Annotated in this window: 16 protein-coding genes and 1 pseudogene; 9 read left to right on the top strand and 8 right to left on the bottom strand. The window is 40.8% G+C overall.

Annotation, left to right across the window (positions count from 1 at the left end; all coding sequences use genetic code 11):
• Window positions 1–221, bottom strand: a 221-nt coding sequence (locus tag FCR06_RS20980) for a transposase family protein (protein WP_138503148.1), incomplete at its 3' end; no start/stop codon positions are given.
• A 292-nt stretch (window positions 222–513) separates the two neighbouring features.
• On the opposite strand from FCR06_RS20980, the gene FCR06_RS20975 reads away from it, so the two are divergent.
• Window positions 514–1,059 carry a shikimate kinase gene (locus FCR06_RS20975; RefSeq protein ID WP_138503146.1) on the top strand — a complete coding sequence of 182 codons (546 nt, stop codon included), beginning with the start codon at window positions 514–516 and terminating at the stop codon, window positions 1,057–1,059.
• 22 nt (window positions 1,060–1,081) lie between these two features.
• Here the strand turns inward: FCR06_RS20975 and FCR06_RS20970 are convergent.
• Window positions 1,082–1,439: pseudogene (locus tag FCR06_RS20970) on the bottom strand (Uma2 family endonuclease); the annotation flags it as partial.
• Between the two features lie 40 nt (window positions 1,440–1,479).
• On the opposite strand from FCR06_RS20970, the gene FCR06_RS34330 reads away from it, so the two are divergent.
• The 7 genes from FCR06_RS34330 to FCR06_RS20940 all read left to right on the top strand — a co-directional run bounded on the left by FCR06_RS34330 (window position 1,480) and on the right by FCR06_RS20940 (window position 7,097).
• Window positions 1,480–1,611: a hypothetical protein gene (locus FCR06_RS34330; RefSeq protein WP_262984692.1), complete on the top strand. Its 132-nt coding sequence runs from the start codon at window positions 1,480–1,482 to the stop codon at window positions 1,609–1,611.
• Window positions 1,612–1,953: 342 nt separating this feature from the next.
• Complete coding sequence (gene bchL / locus FCR06_RS20965; RefSeq protein WP_138503144.1) at window positions 1,954–2,820, top strand: ferredoxin:protochlorophyllide reductase (ATP-dependent) iron-sulfur ATP-binding protein; 867 nt, start codon at window positions 1,954–1,956, stop codon at window positions 2,818–2,820.
• Window positions 2,821–2,852: 32 nt separating this feature from the next.
• Window positions 2,853–3,641 (top strand): DUF5331 domain-containing protein, encoded by a 789-nt coding sequence (locus FCR06_RS20960; RefSeq protein WP_138503143.1) that lies wholly within the window; start codon window positions 2,853–2,855, stop codon window positions 3,639–3,641.
• Window positions 3,642–3,720: 79 nt separating this feature from the next.
• Window positions 3,721–5,124 (top strand): ferredoxin:protochlorophyllide reductase (ATP-dependent) subunit N, encoded by a 1,404-nt coding sequence (locus FCR06_RS20955; protein ID WP_138503141.1) that lies wholly within the window; start codon window positions 3,721–3,723, stop codon window positions 5,122–5,124.
• Window positions 5,125–5,609: 485 nt separating this feature from the next.
• Window positions 5,610–5,972: a hypothetical protein gene (locus FCR06_RS20950; protein ID WP_138503139.1), complete on the top strand. Its 363-nt coding sequence runs from the start codon at window positions 5,610–5,612 to the stop codon at window positions 5,970–5,972.
• A gap of 4 nt (window positions 5,973–5,976) precedes the next feature.
• A complete protein-coding gene (locus FCR06_RS33650) occupies window positions 5,977–6,249 on the top strand; it encodes an HNH endonuclease (RefSeq protein WP_223280211.1) in 273 nt (90 codons plus the stop codon).
• 224 nt (window positions 6,250–6,473) lie between these two features.
• Window positions 6,474–7,097, top strand: a complete 624-nt coding sequence (locus tag FCR06_RS20940; RefSeq protein WP_138503137.1) for a retropepsin-like domain-containing protein — start codon at window positions 6,474–6,476, stop codon at window positions 7,095–7,097.
• 4 nt (window positions 7,098–7,101) lie between these two features.
• On the opposite strand, the gene FCR06_RS20935 is transcribed toward FCR06_RS20940, so the two are convergent.
• From FCR06_RS20935 to FCR06_RS20910, 6 genes are all read right to left on the bottom strand, one after another.
• The gene (locus FCR06_RS20935; protein ID WP_138503135.1) at window positions 7,102–7,986 is read right to left on the bottom strand and encodes a LysR family transcriptional regulator; all 885 of its coding nucleotides are present in this window, start codon (window positions 7,984–7,986) and stop codon (window positions 7,102–7,104) included.
• Between the two features lie 287 nt (window positions 7,987–8,273).
• Window positions 8,274–9,017: an amino acid ABC transporter ATP-binding protein gene (locus tag FCR06_RS20930; RefSeq protein WP_138503133.1), complete on the bottom strand. Its 744-nt coding sequence runs from the start codon at window positions 9,015–9,017 to the stop codon at window positions 8,274–8,276.
• Between the two features lie 546 nt (window positions 9,018–9,563).
• Entirely contained in the window at window positions 9,564–10,715 is a 1,152-nt protein-coding gene (locus FCR06_RS20925; RefSeq protein ID WP_138503131.1) for an amino acid ABC transporter permease, read from the bottom strand.
• Complete coding sequence (locus FCR06_RS20920) at window positions 10,705–11,010, bottom strand: hypothetical protein (RefSeq protein ID WP_138503129.1); 306 nt, start codon at window positions 11,008–11,010, stop codon at window positions 10,705–10,707. Before FCR06_RS20920 ends, FCR06_RS20925 begins: the two co-directional genes overlap by 11 nt.
• 93 nt (window positions 11,011–11,103) lie before the next feature.
• Window positions 11,104–12,009: an amino acid ABC transporter permease gene (locus tag FCR06_RS20915; protein ID WP_138503127.1), complete on the bottom strand. Its 906-nt coding sequence runs from the start codon at window positions 12,007–12,009 to the stop codon at window positions 11,104–11,106.
• Between the two features lie 136 nt (window positions 12,010–12,145).
• A complete protein-coding gene (locus FCR06_RS20910; RefSeq protein ID WP_138503125.1) occupies window positions 12,146–13,234 on the bottom strand; it encodes an amino acid ABC transporter substrate-binding protein in 1,089 nt (362 codons plus the stop codon).
• A 606-nt stretch (window positions 13,235–13,840) separates the two neighbouring features.
• On the opposite strand from FCR06_RS20910, the gene FCR06_RS20905 reads away from it, so the two are divergent.
• Entirely contained in the window at window positions 13,841–14,419 is a 579-nt protein-coding gene (locus tag FCR06_RS20905; RefSeq protein WP_138503124.1) for a hypothetical protein, read from the top strand.
• The last annotated feature ends 55 nt before the right edge of the window (window positions 14,420–14,474 follow it).

Raw genomic sequence — 14,474 nt, 5'->3', positions numbered from 1 at the left:
CACTCACTAGCAATGTGGAAGTAAGTTCGGTATTCCCGCCAATATTGTAAGCAAACTAAAGCTTGGTCTTCCAAGCTTAACTTGTTTGGATAACCTCGTGTTTGCTTCAAATTAGCTGCATCTTTTAACACCTTAATCATTTCATCAAACGTGCGTTGTTGCACCCCAACCAAACGTTTGAACTGCCGATTCGATAACTTTTTTGTTTGCTCGTATCGCATAAGTAGATTGATTCAAGCGACAAAACCCAATATCATACCATAAAATATTTTTGCAAGAGGTCTAATGAAGGTGAAGAATTGAAGTCGCAAAACTGACTAACTAAGACTGGGTTATTGTTGGTATTAGCCTAGCGATCGCTTTTCCAATTCTCAATCAAGTACCTGACATTGCTCGAACGCGCAGGTACGAGTCGTTAGGTTTATAATTGGAGATTGTGACTTGGCGAGAAGTTTGAACTAAGGCTTCCTTAAATCAAATCTTCAGTGACTTAGAATTGGAGCGAAGCAACTTGTGGGCAGTTTATTACAAGGAGTCAACCTGTACTTAGTTGGGATGATGGGCGTTGGTAAGACGACGGTAGGGCGCTTACTAGCCAAGCAGCTAAGTTATGGGTTTGTGGATACCGATGATGTTATTGCCCAAGCAGCAGGTAAATCCATCAATCAGATATTTACCGAGGAAGGAGAAGCAGCATTTCGCCAGTTAGAAAGTGATGTCCTGTCAAAGGTTTGTGCTTTTACAAAGTTAGCGATCGCAACTGGTGGCGGTATTGTATTGCAGCGAGAAAACTGGAGTTACCTACACCACGGTTTGATAGTCTGGCTAGATGCGCCAGTGGAATTGATTTACAGCCGTTTAGCTGAGGATATCACAAGACCACTACTACAAGATGTCGATCCTCAAGCAAAGTTGCGATCGCTCCTCGAACAACGAACATCACTTTACTCTCAAGCCGATTTACACATTAGCGAGCGAGAGGGAGATACCCCTCAAGACGTTGCCAAGCGAGTACTTGAGGCAATTCCTAGTGTTCTCAAGCCACAAGTTTCTGATTAAAAATAGAGCTATCTTCGCATATTTACCAGATTTTGGACATCTTTAACACAAATCCTGGCAATTCTGGCTTACTACTAACTGTTTCAGGATTATCTAAAATCTCGAGTTGTTGATGAGGACGGTAAAGAATAAATCTTCCGATTCTGGCGATCGATTAGTTATCCTAATGATGCACCTTTGTCAATATACTCCTGCATTTTTTCTTGTAATTCTTTGAGGCGATGTCTACGACGGGCTACGCCTACGCTAGAGGAACGTAGCTCAATTACAAAATCAGGACATATTGGTGCAAAAGAAGCTTTTTGTGCTTCTGTTAAATTATTCCAGCGCTCCAATTTAATCTAAGATGCATCAGGTGAACGAGTAGCACCATTAGGCAATATTTGGTAATTTAATAATATTTTACAAAATCAGATTAACTTGGTCTCAAGTGGTGTTGGCAAACGACCGAAAGCTGGCAATTTTAGTGCGATCGCAAATATCACTGAAATTTGCATCATCCGCCTGCATCTACCCTTGACTCTACGTCCTCTACGCCGTAATCCTCTGTAAATAGGTTGTGTGAGAATCAGCTAATTCTATGAAAACCTTTTGTAAAAGGGAATTACAGCTTTTTGTATTTTGTAACTAATTTTATAAAATTAAGTAATAAAAAACTTTTTTTGAGGAATATTAGAGCTAAGTAAAACTTTGAGTAGATTAAAACCCTAAATAGTCATATCTAACTTTAAATTCATCAAATAACAAGGTTTTACAGATTCCGAGCCACTTTCTTTTCTATGTAATTTGCATAATAATGACAACCACAAGACCTCACAAATCGCCGTCTTAGGCTAGGTGAAGGCAAATGTTTAAGCCACAAGTTTGACAAGAAGCTATAAGAGGCAAACAAAAGTGAAACTAGCAGTCTACGGAAAAGGTGGTATTGGCAAATCCACAACTAGCTGTAATATATCCGTCGCCCTAGCTAAACGTGGCAAGAAAGTGCTGCAAATTGGCTGCGACCCAAAACATGACAGCACCTTCACCCTGACGGGGTTTTTGATTCCCACAATTATCGACACCCTGCAAGAAAAGGATTATCACTACGAAGATGTCTGGCCGGAAGATGTAATTTACAAAGGCTACGGTGGTGTTGATTGTGTAGAGGCTGGTGGTCCACCTGCGGGTGCTGGATGTGGTGGTTACGTCGTTGGCGAAACCGTGAAATTACTTAAGGAACTCAACGCTTTTGATGAGTACGATGTAATTTTGTTTGACGTTCTCGGTGACGTAGTTTGTGGTGGATTTGCAGCACCACTCAACTATGCAGATTACTGCCTGATTGTTACAGACAATGGCTTTGATGCTTTATTTGCTGCTAATCGGATTGCAGCTTCAGTCCGGGAGAAAGCACGAACTCACCCATTGCGTTTAGCTGGGTTAATTGGCAACCGCACCTCGAAGCGCGACTTGATTGAAAAATATGTAGAAGCTGTGCCAATGCCAGTTCTAGAGGTTTTACCTTTGATTGAAGATATCCGCGTTTCTCGTGTTAAAGGTAAGACTTTATTTGAAATGGCAGAACAAGATCCTTCTCTGGACTACGTTTGCGATTACTATCTCAACATCGCTGACCAAATATTAGCGCGTCCCGAAGGAGTCGTACCTAACGATTCACCAGATCGGGAATTGTTCTCTTTGTTGTCCGATTTTTATCTAAATCCGGGTAAACCCCAGGTTCCTAATTCCGAAGAGGAACTAGACTTGATGATTGTATAAATCACCAAGTTCTCAGGATGGGGGATAACAACATGGCATTCTTTGACAGCTTTACAGATTCATTAAAGCAGAAGTGGTTGCAATTTTTCCAGACCAATCGGGACTGGATTGTGTTGCACATGGAAGTGGAATCAGTGTACACACCTGATGGCGGGAAGCGACCACCTTCTTACCTCATCCTGGGAGTAGTTAACGCGCTAGAACCAAAGTTAGCGCAATTAATGTTGCCCTTTGCCAAACTTAATCCTGATGCCGATACCCTGATTGAAGTGCTAGATTTGCATTTTGACCCAGATTATGCTCTTGGGAACCGCTTTCAAGTCAAACCGGAACCAGAAAATTATTTGGATAATTCAGCCGTTGTCATTGATGAAAAACCTGAAGATGAAACATTGACACATTCACATACAAATGGCTTTGAGTCGATGGTGGTATCTCAACAGTTCACAATGGTGGATTCTGATGATGAAAATTTGGGATTAAGCGAGTCTCAGGAAAGTAAAAATGGCTTTGGTGATATTTCCTTATCTAATAAGGAAGACTCAAAACATCAGTCCATCCAAACTTCTAATGTAGAAGCAGATGAGTTTGGCGAAATTACCTTCGACACAACGGCTGCAATAGAAGTAAACCTAGATGATGACCAGGCACTTGAAGATAGTCCGCTAGACGAAAATGCGTTTAGCGACGTGTTGTCAGATGTCTGGGGTGATGAAACATCACTACAAAAGGCTGAAGAAAATAATGATTTGTTAGGGGAAGAACTGCCAGCTGGCGTTTTTGATGAATCCGAAATTGCCCGTCTCTTCCCCAACGCTTAATTACTAAGTTAGGAGTAGAGACCTAGATTAATCGCGTCTCTACTCCTAACTGAAAAAATCAAGGGGAGAAAAAACCAAAATGACTGTCGCTCAACAACCAGAAGCTTTAAACTTTGAGTGTGAAACTGGGAATTACCATACCTTTTGCCCAATTAGCTGCGTGGCGTGGTTATACCAAAAAATTGAAGATAGTTTCTTTTTGGTGATTGGGACAAAAACTTGTGGCTATTTCCTGCAAAATGCGATGGGGGTGATGATTTTTGCCGAACCCCGCTATGCAATGGCAGAGTTAGAAGAGGGGGATATTTCGGCACAACTGAATGATTATGAAGAGTTGAAGCGGTTGTGCTTGCAAATTAAACGCGATCGCAATCCTAGTGTAATTGTCTGGATTGGCACTTGCACCACAGAAATTATCAAAACCGACTTGGAAGGCTTAGCACCGAAACTGGAATCCGAAATTGGTATTCCCATCGTTGTTGCGCGTGCAAATGGTCTAGATTACGCCTTCACCCAAGGAGAAGACACTGTATTAGCTGCAATGGCTAATCGTTGTCCTGATAAGGCTCCTGTGGCGGAAACAGACAAAAACGAACGCAACGCCATTCAAAAGCTGCTCAACTTCGGTAAGAAAAAAGAAGAAGTCGTCCAAGAAGAATCTGAGTACGTAGACCACCCGCCCTTAGTTCTGTTTGGTTCCCTTCCTGACCCCGTGGTTACTCAGTTAACTTTGGAACTGAAGAAACAAGGCATCAAAGTTTCCGGCTGGCTACCCGCGAAGCGCTTCACTGAACTGCCAGTATTGGAAGAAGGGTATTATGTCGCTGGTGTCAACCCCTTCCTCAGCCGCACAGCTACAACTTTAATGCGCCGCCGTAAGTGTAAACTTATCGGCGCACCGTTCCCCATTGGCCCCGATGGTACTCGCGCTTGGATTGAGAAAATTTGCTCGGTGTTCGGTATTACTCCCAAGGGTTTAGATGAACGGGAAGCCCAAATTTGGGAAAGCTTGGAAGATTACGTCAAACTGATTCGCGGTAAGTCTGTATTCTTCATGGGTGATAACTTGCTGGAAATCTCTCAAGCACGGTTTTTAGTGCGCTGTGGGATGACAGTTCATGAAATTGGCATTCCTTACATGGATAAGCGCTATCAAGCTGCTGAGTTGGCGCTACTGGAGAAAACTTGCCAAGAAATGGGTTCACCTCTGCCAAAGATTGTGGAGAAGCCAGATAATTACAATCAACTCCAGCGAATTTATGAGTTGAAACCAGATTTGGTTATTACTGGTATGGCTCATGCTAACCCATTAGAAGCACGCGGGATTAATACAAAATGGTCTGTGGAGTTCACTTTTGCTCAAATTCACGGCTTTACGAATGCGCGTGACATGTTAGAGTTGGTGACTCGTCCGTTGCGTCGCAATAATAATTTGAAAGATTTGGGTTGGGAGAAGTTAGTGAAGGAAGAAGCGAAGATTTAAAATTTGGGTTTTTATTGGGCAATACCATAATACTGTGTGAGTAGAGGCGAACTTTTAGGTTCGCCTTTTTTTATTTCAAGCAGCAGAAGAGGAGACATTAGATAATCAAATTTATTACGTAAATCTACGACTGATATTTGTATGTAGTCAAAGCTATTTTAAGTTATTCACAACTATATAATGAGGCATCAAAAATTTATGGAAGACGAACCACGGCAGAACATAAACTATACATCTGTTCAAGAACCAGTGAACTTAATCTTAAGCTACTACTATTATATTTAGGCGATCGCTCTTTTAAAAGACCTCAAAAAAATATGGCAATGTTTACAAAATCGAAGAAGATTTGTTGATTATTTTGACTTGTAAATATCATTATGAATAAGAAATATTATTGAGCAGATGAAATTATTTTAGTTGAGGCGATCACTATAATGCTGCAAAGTCATGCCTACAATTAAATATAAAACATAAGCCTATAGCACATGACTGAAATTGTCACCCTTCAACTCCCTGAAACACTCGCACAAAGAGCAAAGGAAATTGCTGCTTTCACACATCGGCGACTTGAAGATGTATTACTAGAATGGATAGACCGCGCTATTAGCGAACTACCTCTAGAGTCACTACCTGATGCTGAGGTTTTGGCGATGTGTGATATGCAGATGGAGGCTGAACAGCAAGAAGTTTTGAGCGAACTGTTAGCGTGTCATCGAGAGGGACAAATAAATGATTTAGAAGCTCGTCAATTAGATGAACTTATGCAAGTGTACCGACGTGGCTTGATAAGTAAAGCCAGAGCATTAAAAGTGGCTGTTGAACGTGGCTTAATATCACCTCTCAATTAAAGCAATGGCTCGCTTTTACATTCCTGTAGAGATAGAACGTCGTGTCCGCACAACTGCTAGAAACCGCTGTGGCTATTGCTTGAGTCCTCAACGTTTGGTAATGGCGCGTTTGGAAATTGAACACATCATTCCCATTTCTAAAAGTGGTAGTAATGATGAATCAAATTTGTGGCTAGCTTGTCCGCTTTGTAATGGCTACAAAAGTGATAAAACTATAGGGGTTGATGTGGAAACGGGTGAGACTGTAAAACTGTTTAACCCTCGTACTCAAGTTTAGTTTGAGCATTTTGGCTGGACTGAAGATGGCCTACGTATTTTTGGTAAAACGCCTATTGGTAGAGCAAGTGTTGCAACTCTACATTTAAGTGATGATGCAGACGCGCTAGAAGTTCGCAGTTATTGGGTACTTGCGGGTTGGCATCCTCCAGAGGATTAAATATTATAGTTAGCTTGAGTGGGCGATCGCCTTTTTAGCTTATCAATTGATGATGAGAGAAATCTATGAATAAAACACCCTCTCTTCATGAAAGTCAGCAAATGCTGAAGTGGCTGAACCAAAATCGCCAAATGTTATTAGATTTATATAAAAATCAACATTTTGCTTACAATGCCGACGGCTTAATCGCTCACAGTGAAAATTTACGTGAAGTTTTAAAATTAGCAGAAGCGTCAAACCAGATATTTGCAATTTACTTAGTTCCGCGTCGCACTACTTCTATTCAAATTCTACCTATTCGATTTCGCACTGTTACCCGCCATGATTGGCAACCAAATTATCATGTAAAACTTAAACATAGAGATATAGAAATATCTACAACGATGTTGGTAGACTCAGGTGCTGAACTGAGTTTAATATCATTAAAAGTTGGTCAAGATTTAGGCTATGCTTTGGCTGATGCAGAATCAACATTATTAGCAGAAACTATTGGCGGAATTGAGTATGTTTTACGTAATGTTGAAATGAGAATTGATGAACACAGTTTTATTGCTCCTGTAGCATGGTTACAAACTAATACAGGTGGTAAGCAATTACTTTTAGGAAGAGAAATTGTATTTGATAAATTTAATATTGAGTTTAGGCAAGCTGATGAGCAAATTATTTTTACCTGGCGTAAAGACAGCTAATTAGTTAATTATAGACAGCTTGAAAAAAATGTAGAAATTCCCTTAGTACAGGCGTCATATCTTCTTCCCGCCAAACTACAGCCGTTTCTATTAATGGTGTTTTCTCCTCGAAATTACGATAAACTACACCAGTTCTCTGAAGATTTTGCAATGAAGATGGCACGATCGCAATTCCCATTCCTGCTGAAACTAAACCGATAATTGTCTGCATTTGAATCGCTTCTTGAGTTACTTTAGGGCTAAAATTTCCTTGCAGACAAAGACTCACAATTTGGTCGTAAAGCCCAGAACCTAAATGGCGAGGAAACATGATAAAGTTTTCATTTACTAGCGATCGCACTGAAATCTTTTCTTGTTCAGATAAGAAATGAGTTTCTGCTAAAGCCACAACTAAAGCTTCTTGCTGAATACATTTTTTATTGAGTGTGTTGTCTTCCAATGGTGGATGAGCAAAGCCTACATGAATGCGGCGTTCCTGTAGCGCTCGTTCCTGCTCAGTTGTGGTTAATTCCTGCAAAATCAACTCTACTTCGGGAAACTGTTCTCGAAATTGTCGCAAAATTACAGGAAGTAAATTATAAGTTACTAAACTGGTAAACCCAATTCGTAGTTGTCCCTTTTCACCTCTGCCAATTTTTTGAGTTAGCTCAATTGCTTTTTGGAGTTGAGCTAAAAGCTGATAAGCTTCTTGCAAAAATACTTGTCCAGCTTCTGTTAGTTGTACCTGTCGCTTGGTTTTGCGTTGAAACAGTTCTACTCCCAATTGCGCCTCTAGTTGCTGAATTTGCTGGCTTAAGGGCGGTTGAGCAATGTGCAATCGTTCGGCGGCTTTGCTAAAGTGCAGTTCTTCAGCCACAGCGATAAAGTAGCGCAGATGTCGCAATTCCATTTTTTTTGATATTTTATAAGTCTCAATTTTATATCAATATATATTGGACATCTGAAAACTGCCTGCTTATGATACTCATACAAATATTGTTGGTGTGAAGTTGTGGGACAAAAGGCTTAGAAGTGAAACCCAAAGGGGTGCAGAGGTAATACCGTTTGACTTTAAAATTGATGCAGCAGCAGGGGAGCAGGGAGCAGGGGGCAGGGGGCAGGGGGAAAGAATTAAAGACCAATCATTTGTATCAAATATTTCGTGAAATGGTATAAGCGCAAAGGAGCGCAGAGGTTTTAGAGAATTTGTGATAAAAATTTGCGTGTTCTTTCTTGTTTGGGATTGCTGAAAAATATCTCTGGCGTAGCTGACTCGACGAGAGTACCGCTATCCATGAGAATAACTCGGTCGGCGACTTCGCGGGCAAATCCTACTTCGTGGGTGACGACTACCATTGTCATTCCATCACGGGCGAGACTTCGCATGACATCTAATACTTCCCTTACCATTTCTGGATCTAAAGCTGAGGTGGGTTCGTCAAACAACATAATTTTGGGTTGCATAGCTAAAGCACGAGCGATCGCCACCCGTTGCTGTTGTCCACCAGATAATTGTCCTGGATATTTTTGTGCTTGTTCTAAAATTCCAACTCTTTCTAAGAGTTGCATTCCTAATTCTTCAGCTTTTATCTTTGACAACCTACGTACCCAAATTGGTGCTAAGGTAATATTTTGTAGTACGGTAAGATGGGGAAATAAATTGAATTGCTGAAATACCATTCCCACTTCTCGCCGAATTGTTTCAATATTTTTTAAATCATGGCTCAGGGTAATACCATCGATTTCTATTCTTCCTTTTTGGTATTCTTCTAGCGCATTAAATGTACGAATAAAAGTAGATTTTCCTGAACCTGAAGGGCCCATCAAAACTACTACTTCTTGGCGATTTACTGTCAAACTCACACCTTGAAGAACATGAAATTTGCCATACCACTTGTGAACATCTTCGGCAATAATTATAGGTTTTTGTTCTGTAGTCATTGATTTTTACCTTTAAATTTTATTTTCTAAAATATCTAGCAAATGAAAATACTGCCAGAATTCTATCAAACCTGCTGTTCGGAAATTTTGGATTTGATATATTATTAAAGACTAGTATTGATGCCAAAAATCCTGTGCCAAAAGCAGCAGATACAGGTGATAAGTGATTAATTAGTCTTGCTGCCGATGCATGGGTAAAATGGGTTACCTAGCGTTCCGAAGTCGTGGCGAAAGAAATTTTAGGTTTTGAGTTTCAGCGGATTAGCCGCGAAATAGATGTTTTAATGAGTCAGTTGGCAAAGTCGGTTTCCGTCCCGCCAAACTGACGAACCCGTAGGGTGAAGGTGAAAAACTTGGTCTTGAGCAAGGCGTACAGCAGGGTGCGCGAGGCAATTAATTTGGGTATTCCAACGACGCTTTGGCGAGGTTCCATCCTCAGTAGCAGTAAGGCTGGAGAGTGAGAGTGTGGAACAATTAGAAAGTGTGATGGATGCAGCGATCGCCTTTATCAGTCCTCTGTATTTATAAATAACAAATTATTAATAACTAATTACCTAATTTTCTTTCTAACCGCTGAGCAATTAGCGACATTGAGTAACAAAATACCCAGTAAATCAATCCAATAAACAAATAAACTTCTGCATAACGACCGATAAATTGCGGCTGTGCGAGGATAGAACGAGCAATACCTGTGAGTTCTACTAATCCCACAATAGACAATAGTGAAGTGTCTTTAAATAATCCGATAAATTGACCAACTATCGCCGGAATAACAGCACGTAAAGCTTGAGGTAGAACAATTAATATAACTACCAAAGCTGTATTTAATCCTAATGCTTTGGCAGCTTCAATTTGCCCACGAGTAATTGATTGAAGTCCACCACGCACATTTTCTGCCATGTAAGCAGCACTAAATAAAACCAATCCAGCAATTCCTCGCAATACCCGATCTAAACGTACATCTGCTGGCAAAAATAAGGGAAGCATTACCTGAGCAAGGAACAAAATCCCAATCAATGGGACTCCTCTAACGATTTCAATATACAAAATAGAGAACCAACGCACGACAGGTAAATCACTTGTCCGCCCTAAAGCCAGTAAAACTCCAATGGGAAAGGAAAGCACAATACTAACTGCTGCCATTAGTAAGGTAAGTAGCAAGCCATTCCACAAATTTGTAGGTACAGATTGCAGTCCAAATCCACCACCAATTAACCAAAGAATGATGGGGAAAGATAATAACCATGAAAGGGAAAGCCAAGGAGTTAATACTTCAGTAAAGTTTCTTCCAACCCCAAAGCCTATAAATATTAAACCTGCAATTAATAGTAATTGGAAGCGGGATATCAAATCCAGTGGTAAAATAATCAAGAAAATCCCGACTAGGAACGTAAAAAAAGCAATTCCAGGTCTTGTTAACTGTTGCTTGCTAAAGAATACACCCCCAGTTATAGCAGCTAAAATCGCAGTAATCGCCAGCACAATCCAAGTCCGCCAATATAGCGTCTGGGGAAACCTACCAACCAAAAATAAACGTAAATTAACCTGAATTACTGCCCATTGTGCTTGAGTAATTGCCCAAGTTAGCACTCCTCGTGCTACCCAAAACAACAACATCAAACACATAATAGTTAACAAGCTGTTGTACCAAGTACTGAATAGGTTTTTACGCAGCCAAGTTAATTTGTCATTGATCATTGGTCATTTGCCAAGAGTCATAATTTAACTTTAAACGTTCAACTTTCAGCCTCAGAGGTTCAACTTCCGAGTTCAGAGGCTCAACTTCCGAGTTCAGAGGCTCAACTTTCAGCCTCAAAGGTTCAACTAGCCTCAGAGGTTCAACTTCCGAGTTCAGAGGCTCAACTTTCAGCCTCAGAGGCTCAACTTTCAGCCTCTGAGGTTCAACTTTCAACCTCAGAGGCTCAACTTTCAACCTCAGAGGCTCAACTTTCAACCTCAGAGGCTCAACTTTCAGCCTCAACTGCTTCCTCATCCCTCTTATCTCCCGGTTAGTGAGCGTGAGCGTACCCCTACGGGGAAGCAAGCTACGCGTAGCGTCTCGTAGAGAAGTCGAACTACATCTTTCTCATCTCTCTTTAATTTGCACGGTGCGATTAAACAAATTCATAACTAGAGAGATACTCAAACTCAAAATGAGATAGGTGACCATAATCAGTAATATTACTTCTACAGCTCTCCCAGTTTGGTTAAAAGTGGTGGAGGCGACAAAATAAATATCAGGGTAGCCGATCGCGATCGCTAAGCTGGAATTTTTCGTCAAGTTCAGATATTGACTTGTTAACGGTGGAATAATTACCCGCAAGGCTTGGGGAAAAATTACCAGTCGCATTATTAATCCTGGTTTTAATCCTAGCGATCGCCCTGCTTCCCATTGTCCCTGAGATACTGATTGAATCCCACCTCGGACAATTTCCGCAATAAACGCACCTGTATAAAAAGTTAATCCCAACAACAAAGCTGAAAACTCTGGTGATAGAGTCAACCAAGGAATTTCTAAGCCGTTTTGACTCAGTTTAATTAAACCCCAAAGAGATATTTTATTTTCTGTTTTCGGAAAACTGAGGAAAACAGCAAAGTACCAAAATAACAATTGCAGCAGCAAGGGTGTATTACGAAAAATCTCCACATAGACCATAGTGACATTTCGCACCAGCCAGTTGTCAGAAAGTCGAGCAATCCCAGCGCTAATCCCGACAATTGTGGTGAGAAAAATTCCGGCGATCGCCACCCGCAAGGAGTTAATTAACCCCACCCACAAAGCGCGGCTATAGGTATCAGTAGGTTTGTAGTTAATCTGCGTTTCACCAATATCAAAGGAAGCTTGTTGGTTGAGAAAATCAAATCCAAACTGAATGCCCAATTGCTGCAAATTACGGTTCAGATTTACCCATAGTATTACTACTACAATTACTGTTAAAAATAATGCCAATAATTGTCCAGCAATTCTCCAAAAACGGTAGTCATTAATCATTTGTCATTGCTCATTGGTCATTAGTGATTACGAGTGCTGAGCTAGGAGTTAAGAGTTATTCTCCCCCACCTCCCCATTGCCTCTAATCCCCACTTTCTGGGGGCCCTGAGTACCCCATTGCCTCTAATCCCCACTCCTACCGGAACGGCGGGGAATAAAGCAGTCCGTTTTTATTCCAGAGTTGATTTTGACCGCGAGCTAGATTAAGTTTTGTTTTGGGGCCGAGGTTGCGATCGTAAATCTCGGCATAGTTACCGACGTGCTTAATTACTCGTGCTGCAAAGTCGTTTGTTAAGCCGAGTCCTTCACCCAGATTGCCTTCTGTACCTAAAAAGCGCTTAATGTCTGGGTCATTACTAGTGGTGAATTGACCTACATTCTGGGAAGTAATGCCCAACTCTTCAGCTTTTACCAATGAATAAACCACCCACTTGAGGGCATCACCCAGCCTAGTGTCTCCTTTAGCGACTGCTGGTGCAAGGGGTTCTGAAGAAATCACTTCTTCAAGAATCACGTTATCTTCTGGTTTGGGTAGGGTTGTGCGCCGAGAAACCAATGCCGAGCGATCGGCTGTAATGCCATCGCAACGCCCTTGAACATAGGTAGCAAAGGTCACATTAACATCTTCAAAGACAACGGGTTTGTAAGTGATGCCTCTTTTTCGCATTTGGTCTGCTAAGTTTTGTTCAGTAGTAGTGCCAGTTTGAACACAAATAGCTTTATCTTTCAAATCTGCCAAGGATTTAATATTGCTATTTTTGCGAACCATAATGCTTTGTCCGTCGTAAAAGACTACAGGTGCAAATTCTAGACCAACTGAACTATCACGACTCAGAGTCCAGGTAGTGTTACGGCTGAGAACGTCTACTTCTCCAGTTTGCAAGGCTGTAAACCGCTCTTTTGCATTGAGATTGCGAAATTCTACTGCATCTGGTTTGTCAAATAAAGCAGCTGCGATCGCCCTACAAATATCTACATCAATGCCGCTGTATTTCCCGTCAGCTCCCACAAAGCTAAACCCTGGAATTTCACCACTAACACCGCAAATTACTTGACCTCGGCTTTTAATAGTATTCCAACGATTTTGAGTTGCTGATACTGGTGAATTACCGCCTGGAGTGCCGGGTGTATTTGCTGTTTCTCCTGACTCTCCACCACAAGCAGTGATGCTAAAGATGAGGGGAGCGATCGCGACAATTAAACCTGATTTATGTATCAAATTCATAGTGACTGGATAATAAAAATGTATTATTTACTACAATTATTCATTTTAGTGAAAATAATTTGCTGCTTATCATCTAAGACTCTACCAGCCTCTGGACTGTATTTATTTATCTTTCAAAGCAGTATTTCAAGTCTTTACTAATTTTTTCCAAGCTTCAGATATAGCAATCCGATTTGATTTTTCACAACATATCTTATACTTCAAGGCAATAGTCAAAAAGTGCTTTTGCAATTAGTCTTTGCCTTTTGCCAAAGGAGAAGTAAATTAAAACAGTCCTTTAGTTGATGGAGATTATCTCAATTTTGCTTCGGCTTCCAACTTGGATTTAAATCCAATCACAATGCTTGATATAGCAATCTACTTATAAAATCTGGAAGATAATATTAAAGTTTTAGTGATACCAATTCTATATTCTTCACTGCCTAAGAATTGGTAAAAAGTCAAAAACTATTCATAGCCCAGCATCAAAATCTGTTTTTTCTATTTTCGATGTCTCATGCCCCATGCCCTATTTACCAGAAGTAGCCACACTAACTCAAACAACTACCACTAGCAGGTTAAACTAGGTCTGGTAACAGCTGCTCCACTATTCCTTATGAGGCTTTTATGGGAGCTAACCTCAAACAGATTGCCAAGTACTTAGATAATCTTGGTTGGGACTACCGTTTTGATGATGAAGAAGACCGAATTATAACAGGTGTGGAAGCTGATAACTTAGAAGATTTCCTAATAGTTGTCCAGCTAGATGAAGAGGGAAAATTTTTCCGAGTATTTGCTCCTCAAGTTTTAGCAGGAATTCAAGACCACCCTTATAAGGGAGCTATCCTACAGACAATGCTTGCGATTTCCTGGGAAACCAAAATGCTGCAATGGGAGTACGATCCATCTGATGGTGAAATCCGTGCCATTATTGAATTCCCTCTAGAAGACTCAATTCTTACAGAAAGGCAATTTCACCGTTGTTTGAGTGGGTTAATTCAGATTGTAGATGGTATAGCGATTCCTCGCTTAAAAGAAGTTATGGCAACAGGCCTCGATCCGGGAAATATAGAACTTGGAGAAAGATTATTACTCAGTATCCAAGAAGAAGCGCCAGGATTACTAGATTTACTGGAAAAGGCAATGGAAGCGCGAAAAAAACGGGGAAGTTTTCCCAACGAGTCAGACGGATCATCACTGAAATAGCTATACTCCAAAGTGATACCCTCACTATATACTGAAATTTTCTGGGGCTGGATAT

It is taken from the genome of Nostoc sp. PA-18-2419 (assembly GCF_005869855.1).
Classification (GTDB): domain Bacteria; phylum Cyanobacteriota; class Cyanobacteriia; order Cyanobacteriales; family Nostocaceae; genus Nostoc.
Note: the sequence above shows the minus strand (reverse complement) of the source record. Positions and strands in the feature narration are given on the sequence as shown.

What these genes read in the sequence shown, in the direction of transcription:
- FCR06_RS20960 (WP_138503143.1), top strand. Translation starts at nt 2,853, where the DNA reads ATGGCATTCTTTGACAGCTTTACAGATTCATTAAAGCAGAAGTGGTTG.
- FCR06_RS20955 (WP_138503141.1), top strand. Translation starts at nt 3,721, where the DNA reads ATGACTGTCGCTCAACAACCAGAAGCTTTAAACTTTGAGTGTGAAACT.
- FCR06_RS20950 (WP_138503139.1), top strand. Translation starts at nt 5,610, where the DNA reads ATGACTGAAATTGTCACCCTTCAACTCCCTGAAACACTCGCACAAAGA.
- FCR06_RS33650 (WP_223280211.1), top strand. Translation starts at nt 5,977, where the DNA reads ATGGCTCGCTTTTACATTCCTGTAGAGATAGAACGTCGTGTCCGCACA.
- FCR06_RS20940 (WP_138503137.1), top strand. Translation starts at nt 6,474, where the DNA reads ATGAATAAAACACCCTCTCTTCATGAAAGTCAGCAAATGCTGAAGTGG.
- FCR06_RS20935 (WP_138503135.1), bottom strand. Translation starts at nt 7,986, where the DNA reads ATGGAATTGCGACATCTGCGCTACTTTATCGCTGTGGCTGAAGAACTG.
- FCR06_RS20930 (WP_138503133.1), bottom strand. Translation starts at nt 9,017, where the DNA reads ATGACTACAGAACAAAAACCTATAATTATTGCCGAAGATGTTCACAAG.
- FCR06_RS20925 (WP_138503131.1), bottom strand. Translation starts at nt 10,715, where the DNA reads ATGATCAATGACAAATTAACTTGGCTGCGTAAAAACCTATTCAGTACT.
- FCR06_RS20920 (WP_138503129.1), bottom strand. Translation starts at nt 11,010, where the DNA reads ATGAGGAAGCAGTTGAGGCTGAAAGTTGAGCCTCTGAGGTTGAAAGTT.
- FCR06_RS20915 (WP_138503127.1), bottom strand. Translation starts at nt 12,009, where the DNA reads ATGATTAATGACTACCGTTTTTGGAGAATTGCTGGACAATTATTGGCA.
- FCR06_RS20910 (WP_138503125.1), bottom strand. Translation starts at nt 13,234, where the DNA reads ATGAATTTGATACATAAATCAGGTTTAATTGTCGCGATCGCTCCCCTC.
- FCR06_RS20905 (WP_138503124.1), top strand. Translation starts at nt 13,841, where the DNA reads ATGGGAGCTAACCTCAAACAGATTGCCAAGTACTTAGATAATCTTGGT.